This is a genomic window from Paenibacillus sp. FSL R7-0340, from assembly GCF_038002205.1.
GTDB classification, from domain to species: domain Bacteria; phylum Bacillota; class Bacilli; order Paenibacillales; family Paenibacillaceae; genus Paenibacillus; species Paenibacillus polymyxa_B.
In genome coordinates this window covers 3,571,001-3,594,734 of record NZ_JBBOBY010000001.1, presented here as the reverse complement: position 1 = coordinate 3,594,734, position 23,734 = coordinate 3,571,001, and the positions used below count along the sequence as shown (strand labels likewise).

At 42.8% G+C, this 23,734-nt stretch carries 24 protein-coding genes; 15 read left to right on the top strand and 9 right to left on the bottom strand.

What is annotated here, in order from left to right; genetic code table 11:
* Window positions 1-17: 17 nt before the first annotated feature.
* Window positions 18-383, bottom strand: a complete 366-nt coding sequence (locus tag MKX59_RS15870; protein ID WP_068938727.1) for a ribosomal protein L7/L12 — start codon at window positions 381-383, stop codon at window positions 18-20.
* Window positions 384-666: 283 nt separating this feature from the next.
* Between MKX59_RS15870 and MKX59_RS15865 the strand changes: the two genes are divergently transcribed.
* The 9 genes from MKX59_RS15865 to MKX59_RS15825 all read left to right on the top strand — a co-directional run bounded on the left by MKX59_RS15865 (window position 667) and on the right by MKX59_RS15825 (window position 11,210).
* Window positions 667-1,575, top strand: coding sequence for an ROK family protein (locus MKX59_RS15865; RefSeq protein WP_025721092.1), 909 nt, complete (start codon window positions 667-669; stop codon window positions 1,573-1,575).
* 35 nt (window positions 1,576-1,610) lie between these two features.
* Window positions 1,611-2,219: a DUF1349 domain-containing protein gene (locus tag MKX59_RS15860; protein ID WP_340858525.1), complete on the top strand. Its 609-nt coding sequence runs from the start codon at window positions 1,611-1,613 to the stop codon at window positions 2,217-2,219.
* A gap of 210 nt (window positions 2,220-2,429) precedes the next feature.
* Window positions 2,430-3,845 carry a glycoside hydrolase family 1 protein gene (locus MKX59_RS15855; RefSeq protein WP_023988485.1) on the top strand — a complete coding sequence of 472 codons (1,416 nt, stop codon included), beginning with the start codon at window positions 2,430-2,432 and terminating at the stop codon, window positions 3,843-3,845.
* 285 nt (window positions 3,846-4,130) lie between these two features.
* The gene (locus MKX59_RS15850) at window positions 4,131-4,718 is read left to right on the top strand and encodes a sugar O-acetyltransferase (protein WP_081376897.1); all 588 of its coding nucleotides are present in this window, start codon (window positions 4,131-4,133) and stop codon (window positions 4,716-4,718) included.
* Between the two features lie 154 nt (window positions 4,719-4,872).
* Window positions 4,873-5,424: a phosphodiesterase gene (yfcE, locus tag MKX59_RS15845; RefSeq protein WP_023988488.1), complete on the top strand. Its 552-nt coding sequence runs from the start codon at window positions 4,873-4,875 to the stop codon at window positions 5,422-5,424.
* A 118-nt stretch (window positions 5,425-5,542) separates the two neighbouring features.
* Window positions 5,543-6,574 (top strand): agmatine deiminase family protein, encoded by a 1,032-nt coding sequence (locus tag MKX59_RS15840; RefSeq protein ID WP_076160918.1) that lies wholly within the window; start codon window positions 5,543-5,545, stop codon window positions 6,572-6,574.
* Window positions 6,575-6,603: 29 nt separating this feature from the next.
* A complete protein-coding gene (aguB, locus tag MKX59_RS15835) occupies window positions 6,604-7,479 on the top strand; it encodes an N-carbamoylputrescine amidase (RefSeq protein WP_025721082.1) in 876 nt (291 codons plus the stop codon).
* Window positions 7,480-8,077: 598 nt separating this feature from the next.
* Window positions 8,078-10,099, top strand: coding sequence for an NAD(P)/FAD-dependent oxidoreductase (locus MKX59_RS15830; protein WP_025721079.1), 2,022 nt, complete (start codon window positions 8,078-8,080; stop codon window positions 10,097-10,099).
* A gap of 190 nt (window positions 10,100-10,289) precedes the next feature.
* Entirely contained in the window at window positions 10,290-11,210 is a 921-nt protein-coding gene (locus MKX59_RS15825) for an aminoglycoside phosphotransferase family protein (RefSeq protein ID WP_076160925.1), read from the top strand.
* A gap of 51 nt (window positions 11,211-11,261) precedes the next feature.
* Here MKX59_RS15825 and MKX59_RS15820 read toward each other — a convergent pair whose 3' ends face one another.
* A complete protein-coding gene (locus MKX59_RS15820; protein WP_023988493.1) occupies window positions 11,262-11,693 on the bottom strand; it encodes a hypothetical protein in 432 nt (143 codons plus the stop codon).
* Window positions 11,694-11,872: 179 nt separating this feature from the next.
* Here MKX59_RS15820 and MKX59_RS15815 point away from each other — a divergent pair, with 179 nt between their 5' ends.
* The 4 genes from MKX59_RS15815 (at window position 11,873) to MKX59_RS15800 (ending at window position 15,501) form a co-directional block, all read left to right on the top strand.
* Window positions 11,873-12,322 carry an Imm63 family immunity protein gene (locus tag MKX59_RS15815; protein ID WP_028541366.1) on the top strand — a complete coding sequence of 150 codons (450 nt, stop codon included), beginning with the start codon at window positions 11,873-11,875 and terminating at the stop codon, window positions 12,320-12,322.
* A gap of 132 nt (window positions 12,323-12,454) precedes the next feature.
* Window positions 12,455-13,438: an ABC transporter substrate-binding protein gene (locus MKX59_RS15810; RefSeq protein ID WP_023988494.1), complete on the top strand. Its 984-nt coding sequence runs from the start codon at window positions 12,455-12,457 to the stop codon at window positions 13,436-13,438.
* Window positions 13,439-13,471: 33 nt separating this feature from the next.
* Window positions 13,472-14,497, top strand: coding sequence for a FecCD family ABC transporter permease (locus tag MKX59_RS15805; protein ID WP_025721067.1), 1,026 nt, complete (start codon window positions 13,472-13,474; stop codon window positions 14,495-14,497).
* A complete protein-coding gene (locus MKX59_RS15800) occupies window positions 14,494-15,501 on the top strand; it encodes a FecCD family ABC transporter permease (protein WP_023988496.1) in 1,008 nt (335 codons plus the stop codon). The genes MKX59_RS15805 and MKX59_RS15800 overlap by 4 nt, the downstream gene beginning before the upstream one ends.
* Before the next feature lie 61 nt (window positions 15,502-15,562).
* On the opposite strand, the gene MKX59_RS15795 is transcribed toward MKX59_RS15800, so the two are convergent.
* From MKX59_RS15795 to MKX59_RS15785, 3 genes are all read right to left on the bottom strand, one after another.
* Window positions 15,563-15,997, bottom strand: coding sequence for a VOC family protein (locus MKX59_RS15795; protein ID WP_068938731.1), 435 nt, complete (start codon window positions 15,995-15,997; stop codon window positions 15,563-15,565).
* 217 nt (window positions 15,998-16,214) lie between these two features.
* Window positions 16,215-17,627 carry a hypothetical protein gene (locus MKX59_RS15790; protein WP_068938732.1) on the bottom strand — a complete coding sequence of 471 codons (1,413 nt, stop codon included), beginning with the start codon at window positions 17,625-17,627 and terminating at the stop codon, window positions 16,215-16,217.
* A gap of 44 nt (window positions 17,628-17,671) precedes the next feature.
* A complete protein-coding gene (locus MKX59_RS15785) occupies window positions 17,672-18,172 on the bottom strand; it encodes a histidine phosphatase family protein (RefSeq protein WP_068938733.1) in 501 nt (166 codons plus the stop codon).
* A 218-nt stretch (window positions 18,173-18,390) separates the two neighbouring features.
* Here MKX59_RS15785 and MKX59_RS15780 point away from each other — a divergent pair, with 218 nt between their 5' ends.
* Together MKX59_RS15780 and MKX59_RS15775 are read left to right on the top strand one after the other, a co-directional pair.
* Window positions 18,391-18,588: a DUF3934 family protein gene (locus tag MKX59_RS15780; RefSeq protein ID WP_023988500.1), complete on the top strand. Its 198-nt coding sequence runs from the start codon at window positions 18,391-18,393 to the stop codon at window positions 18,586-18,588.
* A 115-nt stretch (window positions 18,589-18,703) separates the two neighbouring features.
* Window positions 18,704-19,396 carry a pseudouridine synthase gene (locus MKX59_RS15775; RefSeq protein WP_023988501.1) on the top strand — a complete coding sequence of 231 codons (693 nt, stop codon included), beginning with the start codon at window positions 18,704-18,706 and terminating at the stop codon, window positions 19,394-19,396.
* A gap of 107 nt (window positions 19,397-19,503) precedes the next feature.
* On the opposite strand, the gene MKX59_RS15770 is transcribed toward MKX59_RS15775, so the two are convergent.
* Genes MKX59_RS15770 through MKX59_RS15755 form a run of 4 tightly spaced genes read right to left on the bottom strand, consistent with a single transcriptional unit; the run spans window position 19,504 to window position 23,504 of the window.
* Window positions 19,504-20,604 carry a GerAB/ArcD/ProY family transporter gene (locus MKX59_RS15770; RefSeq protein WP_340858524.1) on the bottom strand — a complete coding sequence of 367 codons (1,101 nt, stop codon included), beginning with the start codon at window positions 20,602-20,604 and terminating at the stop codon, window positions 19,504-19,506.
* 12 nt (window positions 20,605-20,616) lie between these two features.
* A complete protein-coding gene (locus MKX59_RS15765; RefSeq protein WP_023988503.1) occupies window positions 20,617-20,844 on the bottom strand; it encodes a hypothetical protein in 228 nt (75 codons plus the stop codon).
* A gap of 6 nt (window positions 20,845-20,850) precedes the next feature.
* Window positions 20,851-22,059, bottom strand: a complete 1,209-nt coding sequence (locus tag MKX59_RS15760) for a Ger(x)C family spore germination protein (RefSeq protein ID WP_068938734.1) — start codon at window positions 22,057-22,059, stop codon at window positions 20,851-20,853.
* A gap of 14 nt (window positions 22,060-22,073) precedes the next feature.
* Entirely contained in the window at window positions 22,074-23,504 is a 1,431-nt protein-coding gene (locus MKX59_RS15755) for a spore germination protein (protein WP_340858523.1), read from the bottom strand.
* Window positions 23,505-23,734: the final 230 nt, after the last annotated feature.

The window sequence follows — 23,734 nt, the reverse complement described above, 5'->3', positions numbered from 1 at the left end:
CTTATTTCTTCCTTTCTTTAGAGTTTTTCCAAGTGATCCACATAATCCTTTGCATCCTTAAGGGAAAGATCCTTAGCGGTTCTCAGCTCTTTTATGGCTTGAATCTTTTTACCTTCCCTAATTAGCAGGAGCAACCTTTCATTGATATCTTCTGAAGCTCCTGCATCTAGAATATGTGGAGGAGTGGCAGCGATGGTACCTGACAGCGATGCGCCTTGTATTCCTGAACGATTTTCAAGACGCTCCACGTCGGATTTCAAGTCATTAAGCCGAGATTGAAGGCTGTAGACCTTAATTAAAAGTATGACGGAGAGGAGCAACGCGATTATTGCTATATACTCAATAGCTGACAACAGAATCCCCCCAATTTCACTTAGTTTCATCGCAAAGATGCCGCACTAAAAATTTGATTCTTATTTCTAGTATAGCATGATGATCGAAGAGAAGAGGAAAATGTGTACAAATTGACTTTTTGCAGGCAGAGCGTTATATTACAACTTATTATAAACCTTTTAATAAATACTGGAAAAGGAGTGTATTCAAATACAACCAGTCTCCAATAATACCATTCGGGTTAAACAAATTAATGTAGAGTTAGTTAAAAACACACTGAAATCCAAGGAATATGCAACCAAGTCATCCATAGCCAGTATCACAGGTCTTAGTGTGGCAACTTGCGGAAATATTCTGAATGAGCTTCTTCAAACCGGGGAAGTATTAGAGACGGAATTGGAAGAGTCGAATGGCGGACGTCCGGCTAGACGTTACAAATATAACGCTGACTATTCTTATATTATCTGTTTAAATGTGAAAACGGAAGGCGGTATACATTCTCTTACTTATGCTGTTGCCAATTTGCTTGGTGATATCATCATCGAGAATACTTCCAATGTGCCTCATATTGATTATGAGGTCATAGAAACCCAAATTGGAGAGCTGATTAATAACTATGGAAACGTCAAAGCCATTGGGATTGGCATCCCCGGGGTTGTTCATCAAGGGATTATCGATGTTTGTGATCTCGACCTGCTCATAGGAGTCCCTGTAGGTCCACGGCTTCAAGATAAATACGGATTAGAAGTTACCATTGAAAATGATATGCATTTGACAGTCTACGGATTTTATAACATGCAGAATTATGATGAGGATAAAACCTTTGCTATTGTTACGTTTCCCAAAGACAATTTCCCCGGCGCGGGTTTTATTGTCGATGGACATTTGTTAAAAGGAAATACCAAATTTGCTGGGGAGGTTTCCTTCTTACCCTTTGATTTAACAAGAGAGGAACAGCTTAAACAGTTAAATAGCACAGAAGGATTTGTTCCTTTGGCGATCAAAACGATAACTTCCATTATTGCGATTATAGATCCTGTATCTATCGCTTTGACTGGAGAGTTATCCAAGCCGACTCTGTTGGACGATATTTATAACGGCTGTCTAAAAGATGTACCCAAAGAACATATGCCAGAGATTTTTGTGAAAAACGATACACATGATGAATACATGCGTGGGTTGATTTCGGTGACCCTTGAAAGTCTGACGTACAATTTGCAATTGGTGGAGAAAAGGAAATAGGGCATCGTTTAATAAAGCATGAGAGGATGAGATTAATGACTCAAAAATCGATTGCATGGACTACAGGGACATGGACTAATCACCCTGTATCATCCATAGAAGAAGATCAGTTCCTTAAAGTTGAAACCAGAGAAGGAAGCGACTACTGGGAAAAAACTTTGTATGGATTTGAACGCAGTAGCGGACATTCCCTGCTTACAGACTGGGAAGAAGGCTCTGCCATCGAAGTCACGTTTCAATTAGGCTCATTTACGGAGCTCTACGATCAGGCCGGTATAATGCTGTATCAAGGACAGCAAAAGTGGATTAAAGCCGGAATCGAATTAAATGATGGAATTCCTCAACTGGCAGTCGTAGTCACGGATGGCTATTCCGATTGGTCATTAGCTCCTGTACCTGATTGGGTAGGGAAAAATGTGACGATTCGTGCTTCACAGCTACAGGATGCAGTTATCATTAGAGCCCGAACCGAAAATCAAAGCTGGCGCACCGCACGTGTAGCACGTTTTCCTTATGAAACGGGACAACAGGCGGGTCCTTTTGCCTGCGCGCCGACTCGAGCCGGCTTTCAGGTTATCTTTACTCGCTGGGTAAGCACTGAACCAGATAGAGATATTCATGTAGATCCGCCATTTGAAGAATAGCCATTTTACTCAATAATAGAAGAGTTATAAATATGGGGGTAATTATTGGAGATAATACAATTATAAGCTCTGGAAGTTTTTAAAATAATACTTGACATGAAACGCGTTACAAACCTTAAGATTCAGTTAGAAGTACTTTATAACACATTAGCATAGAGGTAACGTATTTCTATCTAGTTAATGAAAAACATCAGCAAAGGCGGAGAAAATATGAGTACACAGTTTCCAAAAGATTTCCTGTGGGGCGGAGCAGTTGCTGCTAATCAGCTCGAAGGCGCTTATCAAGAAGATGGAAAAGGCTGGTCCATTCAGGATGTAACTCCTCGTGGTGGCTGGGGGCCCGTTACGGATGTACCAACAGAAGATAACATGAAGTTGATCGGTATTGATTTTTATCATCATTATAAAGAAGATATCAAACTTTTTGCGGAAATGGGCTTCAAAGTATTCCGTACTTCTATCGCATGGTCACGTATTTTCCCTAAAGGTGACGAACTGGAGCCTAACGAAAAAGGCTTGCAATTTTATGATGATTTGTTTGATGAACTTCACAAATATGGAATTGAGCCACTCGTTACATTATCTCACTATGAAACACCTTTACATTTGTCCAGAGAATACGATGGTTGGGTAAACCGTAAGCTTGTTGATTTTTATGAGCGCTATGCTACAACTGTATTTAATCGCTACAAAAATAAAGTTAAATACTGGTTGACTTTCAATGAAATCAACTCCATTCTTGAAGCACCATTCATGAGTGGTGGAATTAGCACACCAAAAGATCAACTTAGTGAGCAAGATCTTTATCAAGCTATTCACCATGAGCTTGTAGCGAGTGCAAGAGCAGTAAAAATCGGTCATCAGATCAACCCTGATTTCAAAATTGGCTGTATGGTGCTGAGCATGCCTACTTATCCGCTGACACCTAATCCAGACGATGTGATTGCTGCGATGGAATTTGATCACAGAAACATGGCATTTGCCGATATTCACGCAAGAGGTCAATACCCAGGTTACATGAAACGTTTCTTTAAAGAAAACGGAATTTCTATTCACTTTGAACCAGGTGATGCAGAAGATTTGAAGCATACCGTTGATTTTATCTCGTTCAGCTATTATATGAGTACTTGTGAGACAGCTGACGAAGCTAAAAAAGTCAAAGGTAAAGGTAACATCCTTGGTGGTGTCAGCAATCCGCATCTCGAGGCAAGTGAGTGGGGCTGGCAAATTGATCCGCAAGGTCTGCGTTATGTCCTGAATACGTTCTATGATCGCTTCCAAAAACCACTGTTCATCGTTGAAAATGGTCTGGGCGCCGTTGATGAACTGATCACGAATGAAAAAGGCGAAAAAACGGTTGAAGATGACTACCGGATCAACTACCTGAATGATCATTTGGTTCAAGTTGGAGAAGCTATTGAGGACGGAGTAGAGGTTTTGGGCTATACGTCTTGGGGATGTATTGACCTTGTCAGCGCATCGACCGCTCAGCTTAAAAAACGTTATGGCTACATTTACGTAGACCGTCATGATGATGGCAGCGGTACACTTGAAAGATATCCGAAGAAATCGTTCCATTGGTACAAAGAAGTTATTGCTACGAACGGTGAAAGCTTGAAACGTTAATTTATAAATAAACCAGTGATTAAGTATTAAATTTACAATGAAGGCTTATAGATAGCGACCGCTTCTTCTCTTTTATGAAGCGGTCGCTAATTTTTTAGGGGTATTAGCAACCGGATTACAAGCTGAGGACGAAAGAGCTTTCATGAATGATTCGTAAGCGTTATTTATTGATAATTGATGATAAATAGATTGGACAAATATTAATCATTGAGTTATATTAATACTTATTAAAACATCCATAATAACTATGTGATATCTAAGTAAATAAGCAAAGCGAGGATGGACATGACAGAAAAAGAAAAATCACAACTAGGACTCCTATACAATGCTAATTATGATGAAGAGTTAATTGAAGAACGTTTACACGCTAAAGTTCTCTGCCACGAATATAATCAGCTCCATCCTAGAAATATCGAAGAACGAGAAACACTCATCAAAACTTTACTTGGGAAAACAACTGATAGATTCTTGATTGAGCAACCTTTCGTATGTGACTATGGCTATAACATTGAAATCGGTGAAAATTTCTATAGTAACCATAATCTAGTTTTGCTTGATGGGGCAAAAATCGTTTTTGGTGATCATGTGTTTGTTGCTCCTAACTGCGGATTTTATACTGCGGGTCATGCTCTTGATGTAGAACAACGTAATGAGGGATTGGAGATTGCATTTCCAATTACAGTCGGCAATAATGTGTGGATCGGTGGTAATGTCAGCGTTCTGCCTGGTGTTACTATAGGCGATAACTCCATTATCGGTGCAGGAAGTGTTGTTACCAAAGATATCCCTTCTGGTGTGATTGCTGCTGGAAACCCTTGCACGGTAATCCGTAAAATCACCGAAGATGATAAGACCAAGTACAAAAGGAACTAATAATAAACTACAGCTCACTCGGAGCTGTAGTTTATTTTCTTAAAAGAGTATTATCAAACGAGAGAAAATTTTTGCACAGATTTGTTCAGGGAATAATGCAATAATGTACTTAAGTGGAATGTTTTTTAGCCTATTCAGAAAGGAAAGAACAATCATGAAATTGATGTTTATTTCAGATATTCACGGCTCGCTGCACTGGTTGCAATTGGCACTGGAAAAGTTCAGGGAGGAGAAAGCCGATCGTCTTGTCTTGCTCGGAGATTATATGTACCACGGACCACGTAATCCGTTACCAGAAGGGTATAATCCGGCAGAAGTGGCCGCTCTGCTGAATAAGTACAAGTCCCACATTGCGGTTTCTGTGCGCGGGAATTGCGATGCAGAGGTGGATCAGATGCTACTTGAGTTTCCTATGATGGGTGATTATGCTTGGCTGTACCATGAAGGACGGAGAATCTATGTCACGCACGGACATGGCTTTAGTATCGGAAATTTACCACCACTGGAAGCGGGAGATGTGTTCATCCAGGGACATACTCATATTCCGGTAGCGGATGTGGAAAATGGGGTCTTTATACTGAACCCCGGTTCGATCTCGCTGCCAAAAGATAACTATCCATCCTCTTACGGTGTGCTGGAGGGAGCACATTTCACTGTGAAGGATTTTGATGGGAATACGGTGAAAGCAATCACGTTTTCAAAGTAATTTACTCAAATGTGATTGTAAATTATTAAAACTTTTCCGCTTCGATTGAGACAAAGATCATATTATTGTATGATAGGAGCGGAGTCTACATTATGAAAAAGAAAGAGAGCTTCATTACATGCAAATTAAGGATTCACATTATAAGATGCCGCCTGAATGGGCGCCACATGAACACACGTATATTTCTTGGCCTGTAAAATCTTCAATGGTTTACCCGAATATGCATGCTGATGTATGCAAGGGCTATGCCGGAATTGTACGCGCCATGGCGGAATTTGAACCAGTTACTGTGGTCGTAAATCCGGATGATCTGGAGAGCGTTAAGGCTCTTGAACTTGGGGAACGTGTAGAACTGCTGCCGATTGAACACAGCGATGCGTGGCTGCGTGACAATGGCCCTACTTTTCTCACAGACGAGCATGGTCAGCTGGCAGGTGTAAACTGGAAGTTTAACGCCTGGGGTGGTAAATATGCTCCATGGGACCTGGATGATCAGGTTGCGCCGCAAATTTTGGACAAACTTGGAGTTCCACGGTTTGATGCACCGCTTGTGATGGAAGGCGGCTCACTGCACGTAGATGGCGAAGGCACACTGATTACAACCGAAGAGTGTTTGCTCAATTCCAACCGAAATCCGGAATTAAGCAGAGAAGAAATTGAACGGTATGTATGTGAGTATACAGGTGTAGAGAAAATAATTTGGCTAAAACGTGGTCTTAGTGGCGACGAAACAGATGGCCATGTGGACAATATTGCTTGCTTTGCAGCTCCTGGCAAGGTCATTATGCAAGTATGTGATGATCCTGAGGATGAAAATTACGAAATCACGCAGGAAAATCTGCGTATTCTGGAGCAAGCAACGGATGCCCAAGGCCGTAAGCTGGAAGTGATTCGGATCGGTCAGCCGCCGCGTGTGGATTATGAAGACAGCCGATTGACACTGAGCTATATTAACTTCTACTTTGTGAATGGCGGTATCATTTTGCCAGTGTTTGGCGGCACTGCCGCTGAGAGCGATCTTGCAGCTGAGCAAGTGCTGGCAAATGTATTTCCAGATCGCACCATTCGGACTGTAGACGGTATGGCGGTCATCCGTGAAGGCGGTAACGTACACTGTACGACCCAGCAGATGCCTGCTTTAAAGCGTTGAACGATACAACATCTAAAAGGAGGACTAAAGTGAGAAAAGTAAAAGTGGCAGCGACTCAAATGAGCTGCTCTACCAATATCGAAGAAAATATAAGCAAAGCAGAGAAGCTAGTACGTGAAGCGGCTGCGCAGGGCGCACAAATTATTTTGCTGCAGGAGTTGTTCGAGACTCCGTACTTCTGTCAGAAGGAAAAGTCTGATTATTATTCATATGCAACTGAGCTGGAGCACAACAAGGCGGTTAACCATTTTAAGAAGATCGCCAAAGAATTACAGGTTGTGCTGCCAATCAGTTTTTATGAAAAGAAAAACTACGCGCGCTACAACAGTCTTGCTGTAATTGATGCAGACGGTGAAGTGTTGGGTAAATACCGCAAAAGTCATATCCCAGACGGTCCTGGGTATGAGGAAAAATTTTATTTTAATCCGGGCGATACCGGTTTTAAAGTATGGAATACACGTTATGCCAAAATTGGGGTAGGCGTGTGCTGGGATCAATGGTATCCTGAGGCGGCCCGCTGTATGGCGCTTATGGGCGCAGAACTTTTGTTCTATCCGACAGCTATTGGCTCGGAACCGCAGGATTCTGCCATTGATTCCAAAGATCACTGGCAGACTTGCATGCTGGGTCATGCTGCTTCCAATCTGATCCCAGTCATTGCCTCCAATCGGATCGGAACTGAAACAGATGAGGACTCCAGTATTACATTCTACGGTTCATCCTTTATTGCCGGGCATCAAGGTAACAAGATCGCAGAAGCGGGTCGTACCGATGAGGAAGTGCTTACTGCTGAATTTGACCTGGATGAGCTGGAAGTAGGACGGATTGAATGGGGCATTTTCCGTGACCGTCGTCCTGAACTGTACAATATGATTGCCACCTATGATGGTGATTTAAAAGTATAATCTAGACAAGTCTCCCTTGACGTCAAGCTGAGGTGTTTCCTTTCTTTGGACTCACCCGGCTTTTCGGGCAGGGGATTTTTGGTTTCTGAATGGAATACTTCTAGTGATGGATAGGAGGAAGGAAAATAGAAATGAGGCGTAAGGGTATAGACCAATCGCTCGCACAGTTCACAACTTCGAATCTCTCCTAAAGCCACAGCCTACGTACCTTTATTCAGAAAAAATGGATATGCCACAATGTGTGGGCTGCTGGACAGATATGTTAGGGAAGGGATTTTGGAGCGTGTACCCAACGGTTTCAAAAGAACGGATCGGTAGATGGTCCGGAATATAAGCATGATTTTTCACACTAAAGGAACATTTCTCATAGGATTGTTCCTTTTTTATGTCTAAATCCAGTTAATCTATAGACTGAAACTATGATTTTATACATAAAATAGCATTAGAATTTATGGATTAGATGATATAAAATCAAGTCATAAGGAATGATCGTACTCAACAACATCTCGATATTTCCAAAAGTGAAAAAAATCACATATGAGAATGCTTTAATGGAAGCTTGAACATGAAATTTGTAAACTCGCAAGGAGGAAGAACAATGAACCACTATCCTGCTATCTTTGAACCTCTAACCATACGACGCATGACCTTGAAAAATCGGATTGTTATGCCCCCGATGGGAACTAACTTTGCTGCCATGGACGGAAGCTTTGTTCAGGATCATATTGACTATTACGTGCAACGGGCCAAAGGTGGTACCGGCTTGATAACAGTAGAAAATGTTTGTCTGGATTTCCCGATGGGTACAAACGGAACAACCCAGTTGCGTATGGATAACGACCAGTTTATTCCCGGACTGTTTAGATTAACAGAAGCCCTGCACTCTTATGGAGCCTGTGTTTCTGTACAAATTAACCATGCGGGTGCTTCGGCTTATGCGGGACGACTGAACGGAGTTCAGCCTGTATCTTCTTCGAATATTCCTTCTAAAAAGGGCGGAGCTATTCCAAGACCTCTGCAAAAAGAAGAAATTTACGCCATTGTGCGCAAATACGGAGAAGCAGCGGGAAGAGCGCAACGAGCAGGATTTGACTGTGTTGAAATTCATGCGGGACACTCCTACTTGCTGAGTCAGTTTCTTTCACCGATGTATAATAAACGCACGGATGAATTTGGCGGAAGCGCAGAAAACCGTACTCGTTTTGCCAGATTAGTCATTGATGAAATTCGTTCAGTGGTCGGCCCATTTTTCCCTATTTGCTTACGTTTTAGCGCGGAAGAGTTCACAGAAGGTGGGAACACACTGGAAGATACACTCGAGTTATTGGAGTATCTTAATGATGAGGTAGATATTCTGAACGTTTCTGCTGCTCTGAATGATTCCATCCAGTTCCAGATTGACGGGATGAACCTGCCGGATGGTTGGCGCTCATATATGGCTAAAGCGGTAAAAGAAAAATTCGGGAAAGTCACGATGACCTCAGGTAATATTCGGAGCCCACAGGCTGCGCAGGATATTTTGGAGAGAGGTGACGCTGATCTGCTGGCTATGGGTAGAGGGTTGATTGCAGAACCGAACTGGGTGCTTAAAGTGCAAAACGGCTACGAACATTTGCTTAGAAAATGTATCTCTTGCAACATTGGTTGTGCCGATCATCGTATCTCCAAAAGTAAACCGATTTGCTGTACGGTAAATCCGGATCTGTTCAAGGAAGCTGAATACCGGAAACAACGTGTTAAAAACAATGTTCAGGTTGTTGTGATCGGTGGGGGTACCGCTGGGATGGAAGCAGCATGTACGGCAGCCGAAGTAGGCTGCAAAGTAACCCTCTTTGAGGAGAAACCAGAGTTGGGTGGCTTGGCTCGTGATATTGCCCGCTTGCCGGACAAAACACGCATCAATGATTTCCCTGATTATCTGATTCAACGCACCAAACAGTTAACCAATCTGAACATTGTAACAGGGACCCGAGCCGATTTGGCGATGATTAGTGCCCTGAATCCTGATATTATTGTCAATGCGACGGGGGCCACACCACTTCTTCCGCCAATTGCAGGTTTGCATGAACAACTGGGCAAACCGGGCACAAAAGTGTTCTCCATCTTTGATCTTTTGCACAACATGGAGAAATTCCAGGAGTTTGAAGGTAAACGCATTGCTGTAGTTGGTGGCGGAGCTGTGGGACTGGATGTCGTCGAATATTACGCAGAGCGTGGGGCACAAGAGGTTTCCATCATTGAGATGATGCCGCTACTGGGTAAAGACCTGGATATGATTACTCGCATTTCTATGATGAAAATGGTAGAGGAGCGGGAAGTGAACGTCCATACGGAAACAGCTTTGACAGAAGTGTGCAGCGACCGCTTCAAAGTAAAGCATGGAGAACAGGAGTTTGAGATTCCTTTTGATCTTGGATTCGTATGCTTGGGTATGCGTTCGTACAGTCCGCTGATGGACAGCTTGCTCGAATATGGTAAAGAACATCAAGTAGAAGTTATTAATATCGGGGATAGTAAACAAGCTCGTCGTATTATTGATGGCACACGTGAAGGTCGTAATATTTTGAAAACCATTCAACGGGTAGACGAATTTAAACATGAGTTTTCTTATTCTTACTAATTTGACAATACAAGTGATGGGTGTTCACGATGGCAACCCAGTGAATATTGAGGTTGAAGAGACGACTTGTCTTTTCAGCCTTTTTTATTTGAGTTTTTCCTGGAAGAAGATTGATTCCTCTGTCATTTCAAAGGTAAACTATGGAAAGCAAATATAGTAAGTAAGGCTATCTTAACGTGGGGGGATGAGCGTGAATCGACTCTTTAGTGAAATACCGGGTGCCAGCATGTGGAGCAGCGTGGAAGAGATTCATAAAGGCTGGTCTAGTGACAAAAAATATTATATTCAAACCACTGACGGTAGGGACTTGCTGCTAAGAATGTCGGATATGGTTCATTATGATAAAAAGAAACGCGAGTTTGAAGCTGTAACAAAGTTGAATCACGTGGAGAATCTGTTCATGTCCCGGCCGCTTGAATTTGGGATTTGTCATGATGGTCAATCTGTGTATTCTCTGTTCACCTGGATCGAAGGGAAAGATGCTGAAGAGATCATCCCCACGTTAACTGCAGCACAACAGTATCAACTCGGAGTTCAGGCAGGAGATGCACTAAAAAAAATGCATGAGATTCATGCGGAGCAAGATCGAGTCCCATGGGCTGAACATTATAATGCCAAAATCAACAGATATATTACAAACTATAAGTCATGCGGTATTCCCCTAAAGGGAGCAGATCAAGCCATAAGCTTTATTGAGAAAAACCGCCATCTATTAGAAAATCGTCCCCAGACTTTTCAGCATGGAGATTATCATGTAGGCAATATGGTGGTTAACCCATCTGGTGAACTGGGTATCATTGATTTTAATAGAATGGATTATGGTGATCCTTGGGAGGAATTCAATAGAATTACCTGGTGTGCAGCATTAAGTCCTTTATTCGCTTCGGGCCGTATCCACAGTTATTTTAATAACCATGTACCTGATTTATTTTTTAGATTAATGGCTCTGTATATTGCAAGCAATCAGCTTTCATCGATTCACTGGGCCATTCCATTTGGCAAAGAAGAGGTAGACGATATGGTGCAACGAGCTGAAGAGGTTTTGGAGGCGTATAATTACTTTCAAACCTATATACCGAAATGGTACGTGCCCAGTTACAGCGACTTGTAAAAGCGAAGACCGCCGCTCCTGGGGAGTGACGGTCTTTTTTTTAGCATTCTATTATTGTTTCTTAATCTTGTACGTAAATTCCCAAACGGCTTGATGACCTGAATAACGTCCACGGTTTTCAGTAACCGTCACTCCTAACTTAACGGTAGAACCTTTAGCAGAAACCGAGGAGACCTTTACATTCTTGGTGGCTTCGCCTTCATCAGGAATTTTGTCTTGTTCCTCAGCGTACGCATACAGCTTTATGCTACCATTCGATTTGACCTTCACCTTCACGCTGTTACCTTCACTAATGGATTGATCTGCCACCTGAGCAGCAATGGCCCATTCATTGCCTACGTGATCGTTGGATACCAAGGTTGCTTGTTGAAACGTAACGATATACGTTGATGTTGCCGAAGCTGCGAGTGCGTACGTTCCGTTGAATATTAAGGATACCACTACCAATAGAATAGCTGATGCTTTCGTCCATACTCTATTCATTCGCCTGTCTCCTTCAGTTGGATATATTGAGGAAATTCCCTCTATTCTAATTATCGTTTGCATCAAACAGAATTGTTAATGGTTGGTAAAAAAAGAATTTGACTTCTTATTGCATCACTTGTGATCTAACATGATTATGACTTGAATTTATTTAGTAGAGAAAGGGAAGGGAAAATCTGATGAAAAAAATATATAGCGAACAAGAACTCATAGATATGACTATTAAACAGCTTGAACAAACTTCAATATATGAAGACCAGTATGAGCAATATGTAAGACGACCTTTCCGTACGGATTTTTATGATGATCTGAGCCCGTATGTGCAAGTGGGCAAGCGGGGTTATACGCTCCAGATGTATGAAAGAGGCATACAGATGCTGAACAAGCTTACGAAAGAGGAAGAGGATGTGATTTATTGGATCATCGAAGATACAATTCACATCATTGCTCATCTAAATTTGCTTCGCAAATATAAAGTGGATAACATAAATACTCATTTAAAATATACCAAGGAAATCACGAAGGAGCTGACAACTGCAATGAACAAAGCATTTTATGAAATTGGAGGAATCTATCAGGAATGGCATGAAGCGAATAGAAGGGGAGCACTGGAGAACCCATTAAAGTAAAACAAAAAAATAAAGAAACAGTTGACAATCACTAATATAAAATTTACACTTTTATATTAGTGATAATGATTATCAATATCACTAATTTTAAGTATGTTTTGCACTTACTATATTTCAAAGGAGATTTACAACATGCATCGTATGATGAACAAGAAATTTCACATGATTTTATGTGCACTATTCGTAGTGATTTTTGTTATTTCAGGTTGTGGGAATGCTGGCAGTTCCTCTGATTCATCTGCTAAACCCGCGTCGCCCACGAAGGAAGAGGTAAGCAGTGATTCTGATACGCGTACAGTCTCTACGGTAAAAGGAGATGTGAAGGTGCCCGCTAATCCTCAACGGGTAGTAGTGAACTGGTATGTTGGCGATGTATTTACACTAGGGATTAAGCCGGCCGCAGTAATGGGGTGGAAACAAGAAACGATGCCTTTTTACGATAAGTTTAACGACATCCCCAATATCGAAAAGTGGGAAACTGAGGAAATTATGAAGTATGATCCTGATCTCATCATTACATATGATACAAAGGATTATGATAAGCTCTCTAAAATTGCGCCTGTTCTTGTGATACCTGAGGACAAAATGACCTCCCTAGAACGTTTGAAATTTCTTGGTCAGGCCACAGGACATGAAGCAGAAGCAGACAAAGTGATTTCACTGTTTGAAAGCAAGCTGAGTCAGGCCAAAGAAAAACTAAATTCCGACATATTCAAGGACAAAACGTTTAGCATTTTCGAGGACTGGGGCAGTGGCTCCTATGGAATTTATTATGAAACAGGCTCACGTGGAGGAACGTTGCTTTACAATTATCTTGGACTTCACAAACCGGAAAAGCTCAACACATTGGTTAAAAGCTCCGGAGAGCGTCGAGGTTCTTTATCCTACGAGGTAGCTGCTGAATACTTTGGAGATTATGTCCTTTGGTTTAAGCAGGAAGGCAAGGAATCCGAATATGCGAAGACAAAAATCTGGAGCAGTATTCCAGCCGTTAAAAACGGACATATCATCGAAATTCCAGCGAAATATGCAGGACTGTTTTATTATTCGGACGTTGCTAGTATGACGGGGCAGCTAGATTATATTATTAGCAAATTGCTGGAACAGACTAAGTAACGTTGCATAATTGACCAACTAAGGGTGTAATCGATGTCTACTCACAAAGAACCAAATAAAAAAGGAATATTTCATTTTATAGGCTATATGATCATGGGCGTGTTCCTGCTCCTGGTGGTTACCGCAGCATCTATTACCTTTGGTGCTGCGGAAATGAGCTTGAAGCTGGCGTGGGGGGCTATATTTCAGTTTGATCCCAACATTACGGAACATCAGATTATTCACACCTTGCGTTTTCCACGCACCGTGGCAGATATCATAGTAGGGTGCAGCTTGGCTGTGTGTGGGGCAATTATGCAGGGAACCACTCGTAATCCACTAGCGGATTCGGGACTCATTGGCATAAGTTCAGGCTCGACATTTGCTATTGCGTTATGTATGGCCTTTTTGCCTGGTCGCACCTACGGAGAAACTATGCTGTATTCTTGCCTAGGTGCAGCAATCACTACAGGCATTACGTATTACATCGCATCTATAGGCAAGCGAGGAATGACGCCTCAGCGACTGGTGTTAGCAGGAATGTCCATCTCCATGCTTTTTGGTGCGTTTAGTACGTTTATCGCTATTAAGTATGAGATTGGCCAAGCCCTTGATTACTGGTCTGCTGGTGGTACAGCCAGTGCCAAGTGGGGCGAATTAGCTTTTATTGCGCCACTGTTTGTAGTGGGTTTGGTCTGTGCCATCGCGCTTTCTCCCTCGATTACGATTTTGAGCTTCGGGGAGGATGTGGCATCAGGCTTGGGTATTCGTGCGAATAGGATTAAGCTGTTTTCAACCTTAATTGTATTAATTTTAACAGGGTTATCGGTTATTGTGGTCGGCCCTGTTGGCTTCGTTGGTTTGATCGTGCCACACATTATGCGCCATCTGGTCGGAACGGATTATCGGTATATTATCCCGGCCTCAGCTTTGTATGGAGCAGTCTTTCTGTTGGCGGCAGATTTACTCGGACGACTGATCAATCGCCCTCACGAAACACCTCTTGGCATTATTTTTGCCTTGGTGGGCGTACCCTATTTTCTCTACCTTGTGCGCAAGCAGAGGAGGGAGTTTAGTTGAAACTGTCCCGTAATACCAGGGGGATTAGCATTATTTTACTGTTAGTAGTGCTGACGCTGCTAGTGGCTGTACTCAGTATGAATGTTGGGAAAATGAACCTTTCTCCACTCGAAGTTTTCAAGGTCATCATTGGCGAAGGAACGAGCAAACAGAACCTGATCGTGTTTGACTTTCGACTGCCACGTATTGTGCTTTCTATATTGGTAGGTATTGGCATGGGGATATCAGGCTGTATTATGCAAAGCTTGCTCAAAAACGACATGGCCAGCCCGGGGACGCTCGGCATCAGCTCAGGCTCAGGGTTATTTGTACTTATGTATATTACGTTGTTCGCTAGTGAAGGATTGCTATCGCCTATTCTTCTTCCAGGACTGGCTTTTGCAGGCGGCCTTACGGCAGCATTTTTGATTTTTATGTTTGCTTTCAGGCGGGGAAGAGACATCTCGCCTACAGGCTTAATTTTAACCGGTGTCGCTATGGGCAGTGGCTACAGCGCATTATCTCTGATGTTGACACTCCGGCTAGACAAGCAACAGTATGACTTTGCTCTGAGATGGCAGGCTGGAGACCTGTGGGGGGACGACTGGAGCTATATTATGGTGCTTCTCCCGTGGGTGCTTATCATTTGCTTTTACGTTTTTTACAGGTCGAACACACTCAATACGTTGAATTTGGGGAATCAGACAGCATCGGGGCTCGGCGTAGCAATTAAAAGGGAGTTTATCGGCTTGACGATTGCTGCCGTTGCGCTCGCTTCTGGTAGCGTGGCACTTGGCGGAAATTTCTTTTTTGTAGGCATGGTCAGTCCCCATCTAGCACGCAAGCTAGTAGGACCCAATCATAAGCTATTGCTACCTACGACGGCATTAGTTGGTGCACTCGTCATTTTGATTGCTGACACACTTACTCGGACGATTAGTTTTGGAGCTGATATTCCAACCGGAATTATTATCACCATACTGGTTACCCCTTATTTCCTTTACTTGCTGTCGAAAGCCAGTTAAATGCATAATGAAAAGACGCTAACCCATGTCCATGCAAAATATGGCTGGGTTAACGTCTTTTTTATAGTTCTTTGAGCGATTCTTCATTGTCATAACTCAATTGCCATTCAATTCCAAACTTATCTTTAAGGCTACCGTAGCATTTGCTCCAGAATGTTTCTTGAAGCTCCATGTTTACGGTCCCCCCTTCTTTTAACTTATGAAAGTACGATCGAATTTTCTCTTCGTCCTTATTGACGATGGCGAGGCTGATGTTGTTTCCGGCTACGAAAGGCATACCAGGAAAAACGTCTGAAAACATGACATTACTACCATCAATTTGAAGCCGCGTGTGCATGACCAAATTTTTGGCTTCTTCTGGTAGAGGATAATCGGGATTGGGTGGTGCTTCACCGAACGTCATGATATGTGGTTTCTCAGTCCCAAATGCCTCTGCGTAATACTCCGCTGCTTCGCGACAGTTTCCATTAAAGTTAAGATAAACATCAACAGACATGTGTTTCACTCCTTTATGGCTGATTTTTTACTTGCAAATTCTCACCTATCATTATTAGCCTGTGCAGAAGCAAAAATACCAAGTGTTCATGGACTTTCTAACGTGTAGCCGTTGAGGGGGATGTTAGCGTCTTTTTTAGGGATTAGAATTAAACTAACCCGCAAAAAGGCTGCTTGTCCTTAAGCAAACTATTTTGCGGGTTCTGATTATGGCTTGTTTAGAGGGAAATCAGGTTTGGAGTGGCAGGGTGATAGAGCAGATGACGTGAAATATCGCCGGGATGCTGTACGAAAAGTGGTCCCCAAGCAGGATTGGTATCGTGCATCAGCTTTAACAGGGACAGCATCCGATTAAATATAACCTGCAGATCCGCTTCCCGGGAAAGTCCCTCAGTAACAGCAGCAGCTACCACATGCGCGGCGTAGAAGCCAGAGCGGTGCTCGTCGGTAAGAGAACCGGTGGTTTGCAGCAAGGTACGTAAAAGTGCGGCGACGCTCTCATCCTCGTTTCTCCAGTTTTGGATTTCATCCAGACTGTGATTTTCAAGGCTTGCAAGTTTAGTCTTCATAATGGCTTCAGCTACAATTCGTGCAGAACGTTTTGCTGTATTAGCGTCGATGGCTCTGCCGTTAAGCTTAATACTTGATAGATCCTTGTCGACTTCCGATTCAATGACTTCTGCCCATGCTCCAGCTTGGTCGAATTCCAAAAGTGCAGTGGCGTAGGCACCCAAATATCCCCGTAAAATATCTGCAGCATGTGGATCACGGGTAGGTCCTTCATTTCGAAGTTGAGCTCTTCCCGAAAAGGCGGCATTCATACCCCGGAAATAACCGATTAAGCCAATGGCAGCTGCTGGTCCCAGATTAAGGACACCCAATACATCCGAGGCGGTTTCATCGATGCGGGAAGCCCAGTAGTCCGGTAGTCCTTGTCCGATGTTTTCGCTGTTTAATCTGTTTCTAACGACATTGGCCAACTCTTGAATTAGACCCAGATCAGCATGCAAAATGTCATGACCACATACTTCATGAGGGATACTGGACCAAGCCAGCAGTCCATTTGTCGCATGCGCAGGAGGAAGACTGACAATCGCTGCTTGCACTTTAAATACTGCTGTGGCATCAGCGGGCCATGTGTACGGGCCATTTTCCGGCTCTCCCCATTTAACAAGTGCTGGAATAATACTGAGATCCGGTTCTTTTATTCCTTCACGATCTTCTGCGCTAAGAAAACCGTCATACAGGTCACTCACAATCTCCTGAAAAGCATCGGTCGCAAGTGCATTGTAGCCTTCTCCGTTTTGCAGAATGCTCTGAGCGATATCCAGCATGAGTCCGGCAGCTCTAGTTCTACTTGGGTCCTGAATCAAAATTTCAGTGAAGCCCTGTTGCCCAAGCTTGTCCAATTCCTTAATAAACGGAATCGCGACCGTTTCCTGATATATTTTCGGCAGTTTGGCTTTTGCCGCATGGAGTCTTCCCATCAATTGGTGATAATCCGTAGGGGCTGCCGGCCCCTGAAGATTGGAGAGAACCGCCTTTTTCACATTTTCGATACAAACAGACATGTTGGATACGTCGGGTTTGGTAACAGCGGTGATGCGATTTCTTTCGAGCATTCCTTGCATAATTAGATGACCTCCCAGTTTTTTTTGAATTAAACTACAACAGTTTACTCTGTACTCCACAAATGCTTCGCCTGACATTTTCCATCACTAAAAGTTAAAAGATATAGATCTGGATTCGTGATTTCCTCCAGAATAAAATCTGGAGCATAATGATGCAGCAGGAGTGTTATGATCAAGCGATGGGTGACTAACAGAAAGGTGTGTCGACCGCTCTCCAGCAATTCTTCCGTTAAGGCAATGACCCGGGTGTTAACCATTTTTTCAGACTCTTCAGCCGTAACTTCGGGCACCCCTCGTTCTCTAAGACGATCTTCAGGTGGATCAAGTTTGATGTTTAATCGTTCTTCAATGATTTCCGCTGTCTGCCAAGCTCGTTTATACGGACTGGAAATCAAACGGTCTACATGCAAGCCATCCATATGCAGTAGAAAATCCGCCAACTGCTTGGCTTGCTCGAAGCCCTCTGGAACTCTGAGCGGAGCATCCGGCTCATTACCAGTCCCAATACCGTGACGAACCACAAACAGCCTTACGTCATTATTCATCCTGTATCCTTCTTTTCTAGAGAAAATTAGCCATTTAAGTGGGGGAAAAGAAAGCTTTTTTCGCGGCCTACAATAACATGTGTGAGCTTTCACATGATTATGTGCTCCTTTATTTGACACAGTTTATGCTTCAATTTTTTAAAACAAATGGGCATTATGATCAAAGTAATGGTATGATAGCTTAGTTAAATCTGAACGACTAGTAATGGAGTGATCATATGGGTGGAAAAAGCAAGGGCGGCGGGACCGGCAGAGGTACAGGTAGTAAGGGCTGGACACGCTGGAACAAAACTGCGAAGCCAGTAAGGACAAAAAGCGCTTCTACAAGCGCACCGGGAAGCAAAGCGGCAGGTGGCACAAAAGGCGGCACTGCCAAACCAACAAGGAATAAAAGCGGCGGCAGCAGTAGCAAATAAGCCGGGAAAGTATAAGTTGTCGTAAACGGCGAACATCTGATTAAGCAAGAACAATCAGGTGTTTTTTTAATTATTTTACTTATACTCGCATATTATAATCAGAAGCAGGTGAATCGTGAGAATTAACAAGTACATAAGTGAGACAGGATTTTGCTCACGTCGGGAAACCAATAGGTTGATTGCAGCAGGACGAATTACGATTAATGGAAATGTTTGTGAAGCGGGCGCAGAAGTAGAGCCACAGGATATCGTGCTGATTGATGGAAAAGCTATTCCGCTTAATTCCATTGAACCTGTATATTTGGCTCTGAATAAGCCTATAGGCATTGTTTGTACCGCAGCGGAGCAAGTGGCTGGCAATATTATTAGTTATGTCAATTATCCTTCACGTATCTTTGCCATTGGCAGGCTGGATAAAGCGTCAGAGGGACTCATTCTATTAACCAACGATGGAAGCATTGTCAATCAAATGATGCGTTCCGAGCATGGTCATGAGAAGGAATATATAGTGACTGTAGACAAACCTGTTACAAACGAGTTTACGCAGGCCATGTCTCGTGGCGTTGAAATATTGAACGTCATTACCAAACCGTGCAAGGTTGATCGTACGAGCGAATACGAGTTCCGTATTATTTTGACGCAGGGTCTGAACTTGCAAATTCGCAGAATGTGCAAGGCCTTGGGCTACAGGGTGCTAAAGTTGGAACGTATTCGAATTATGAATATTACCTTGGATCATCTGGAACGTGGGCAATGGAGACATCTGGAGAGGGAGGAACTGGAGTTACTTCTTGCTAAATTGCAATAATGATTACAACAAGAGCAAGTCTCCTAGCCCAATAGGCGTCTTCCATGTCCTTTGGACGTGGTGGAGAGGCTGGAATTGGACAGTATGTTCATACGGTCAATGCAACTTTAGTGATACTTTTTACGGAATTTCAACGAGCCGCCTACCTTACCCACCAGCCATAGCACAATAGGAAACACGATACCGAAAATCATGGCGTAAAAAGGCCATACTGAAAAAAACTTGATTAAAAATTGCATATTTGGCCAAATAGAATGAACCATTGCCATTGCGATTAGGATCAGAGGAACTAAGAGAGAGTTAGCGCTTCGAAGACGAAAAGCATCTGCAAGCCCTTGCGCTGAAACATATAAAAGCAATGCGAGTCGGAAAAAAATGGTAACAAACCAGAACACTGCAACGACAATTTCAAACCGTTGAAGAAACTCCCCGTTACTGATTGTTCGGCTAATAAAATAAGTAGGAAACGTCAAATTAGATACAACACCTTCACTCATCACGGCGATTATTTGTAGAACCATGAAAAAATACATGCCGCCGCTAATCAAAGCACATGTAATCACTGTCTTTCTCCACCTCTTTGGATCGGGAATGTACTGTGCAAAAAAAAGATACAGAATTGCTTCAAGGTAGGGAAAGGCAAACAAATTGAACGAAGCGAGAACGATAGGGTTCAAACCATACTCAAAAATAGGGAGCACATTATTTATGTTGGTCTCAGGAAGAAGGGTAATCCTGACCAAAAGATATAGAACCAGAAGGAAAAAAAACAGGATTTCCGCACAACGGCCAATTACAGCAGGGCCTGATCGAACGGCGAAATAAATGACTATAAGCATGATGAAATATATCGCGTCGGAGGGAGTTTCCGGCATAATATCTATTGTGATAAAGTCGCCTAGATTTCGAAGCGTCATGATGAACACAAGAAAGGGAAAGAAAAAAATGAAAACGATGCTAATCGTCCCGCCCAAGGGACCGAAGAGACAACGGAGATGCTCTACGAAAGATTTCCCCTGTATTTGCCTAGCGATGGAGGCATATAAAGGTATCAATAACAGATGGAAACCTAAGGAGACTGGGATGGAGAGCCAGGCATCTTGTTTAGCGGCAGCAGTAATTGCCGCTGGGAGCACCAGATATGCGCTTCCTATTTGATATAATGTAAACCACATAATAGCTTGTCGAACGGTCAAGTTGGAATTCATTCCAATGCCCCCTTAAGATAACATTTCTATAAGTAACCGGCTTACTGGTTGGAATAGGATTCGAATGCCCGTCAGTGGAGTCGGCAGTTCAATGTTGGCGATCCGTAGGATAATCAATATAACGCCTATAGTCAACAATACCGAGCTGAATACAATTTCACGCACATATTGTTTCTTCTTGAATTTTTTAAACTCATACAGCGATGTTAAAATGGAACTTACGAGAATCACATAAAGCATATGCATTCACTCCTGATTGTGTAGTCCCATATCGATTGGACTGGTGATTTCTCCGAACCGGATCAAACGATAATTGAGCTGAATATCCACTTTAAGCGTTTGGAATTTTTGTGACCAATCCTCTTTCCATCTATGCCATTCACGCGGGAACTTACGGTGAAAAGCTTCTCCAAACCCGAATATATCGGAACCGATGTGTTGTGCATTTCGAATGCCTTCCTTCAAAGACTGTTCCAGATGCTCTTTAGCTGATTTTTGAAGATCTCTAAATGTCTCTTCATTCTTAAGGTTGGCATTGCACGAGACCGTTCCGACATTGGATTCTGTATCCACAATAAGAGAAATGTGCGGCTCATGGTCTATTATTTCTGGACGCATTTTTACTTTGGAACGGATTACTTCAACAACAAATTTTCCATTGGAATACGGACAATCGATGGAAGCTACGGTGCTGGAAACACGGTTGGATATATAGGTAAAGGCTTTACTTTGTGAATCATCCATCCAATTGATAAGTCGATCGCCCTTGAAAACACCAATTCCAGTGAAAAAATATTTAACATGTTGGGGCGACTTTGTCACATTATCAATAGTCAGGCCTTTTTCTAAGTTTGTCAGTCGAATACCAGTGAGGACTGGTTCAATGCCATCCTCCGTAAATTTCTGCAAAAGATCTTTTACATTGACCGCGGAAGTTGGAGCCCATGCTTTTTCAGAAAGCCTTAATGCCTTATACATATCCATTGCAGGCAAGATCTCGGTTGGAGCTACAAAAGTAACGGCCTCCTTTGCCGAGTTTTCTCTGACAACCGCCAAATAGAAATCAGGCCGAACTTCATGATCACGGAATAGAAAGTCCAGCGGCTCCTTGATTCCTTTTTTTGCTGTTTTTTCATCAAAAATTACAAATTTTAAGTGGGACATATACAATTTTCGGGAGGATTCCGTTGTTAATTTTCGAATAGCTTCAAATATGGTATCGGCGCGTTTGGAAAAAACGATCGTTGGCGTCCGTTCCATGGGGGAATTCCGAGACATTTGCGATGGGTCAACCACTTGTAGACTGACTTCATATTGGTCATCCACTGCATCAATACCCATAGCCATCACGACGGAAATTGCACTCAATTCCTTATTGTTCCAGCAACCCGTAAGAAACACCATTAGCCAGGTGCACATTAACAGTAACAAAATGGTGGATCGGTACGAGTTCATGATGGTCTACTCCTTTAGTTTTTGCGATGTTTTTTTTTAGTTCTATATGGAAAACGCAATATTGCGTCCTTCTGCTCCGACGATTTGTAATTGGCAAAGGGGCTCAAATACGGTACACCGAATGAATGAAGTCCATTCAGATGCACAAAGAGCATGAGGATACCAACAGTCAATCCGTACACACCAAACATAGCGGCTATTCCTATGAAAGCGAAACGTAATATACGGATAGGAATGGCAAAGGTGTACGAGGGAATGACAAAGCTCGAAATGGCAGTTATTGCAACAACAATGACCATAACAGCCGAAACGATGTTTGCTTCTACAGCTGCTTGGCCAATTACTATTGACCCGACAATAGAAACGGCTTGACCGACCGTCCGTGGCATACGAAGACCTGCCTCCCTCAGAATTTCAAAAACCACTTCCATGATCATCGCCTCAATAAATGCTGGAAACGGAACTCCTTCACGTTGCGCGGATAAGCTTAATAACAAAACTGTTGGAATCATATCCTGATGGAATGTCGTTAATGCGACATAAATGGAGGGAGCCAACATACAGATTGCCAGGCAGATATACCTTAATATTCGAATGATACTACTGTAAATAAAGGATTGATAATAATCTTCTGCGGATTGAAGGAAATCTACAAACACCGCAGGTGCAAGGATGGCGAAGGGAGATCCATCCACAAATATCGCAATTTTCCCCTCCATAATTCCTGCTGCAATAGAGTCTGGGCGATCAGAATTATAAAAGAGCGGAAATATCGTGAGTTGTTTATCTTCTTGGAGACATTCTTCCAAATATTCGCTTTCAAGCACACCTTCTACATGCATGTCCTTTAACTTGGATATCATGTCCTGCACCTTTTTTAGGTCAGCCACCTCATGTAAATACATGACCGATATATCGGTCTTGGTTTTTTCGCCAACTTTTATGGTAGTTAGACGTACTCTTGTATCCTTCACCCTTCGACGAACCATAGTCGTATTCGTACGTAAAGTTTCTGTAAACGACTCTTGCGGACCTCTGACCACAGGCTGCGTCTTCGAGTCCGTAATGCTGCGTTCTTCCCATCCAGGCAAAGAAATGACCAATCCTTCATCCGTATCGTTCAGTAGTAGGAGAAGACCACCTGAGAGGATCTGTTCCAAGGCATCTTCAAAGTTTTGAGTAAAGCTTGCTTCACCAATGTCCAAAATTGCGTTTTTCAATAACGGTAAAGTGATCTCGTCAGAGGAAACACGATCATGCAACGGACGGATCACGTTGTCCTGTACCTTTTGCATGTCAGTCATTCCATCCAAATAAAAAAGAGCGGCGTGTTTATGGCCAGTCGTGATCTCACGAACAATAAAATCCGAACTGTTTCCCATGAAGTCACAAATGAGATCGATATTCTGGCATAATTGTCTTGAAAATTTGGTATGTAACTTCATTTTCACCCTCCTCAGATACGTAGTATTAACAATAATCCGAAATAATACCACAATAATCCATGATTATGTTTGTTGTCGGTAAGGTTAAAAACATCTTTAACGGTAGAGGATTCGGGCTAAGTAATTTTTGAAGACAGCTACGGACAACAAGGAACTGACGATGCAACTCTTGAATAAGGGAAATTTTGATATAGCAAACAGCGTAGAAGAAGGGGGACTACGAAGGGTAC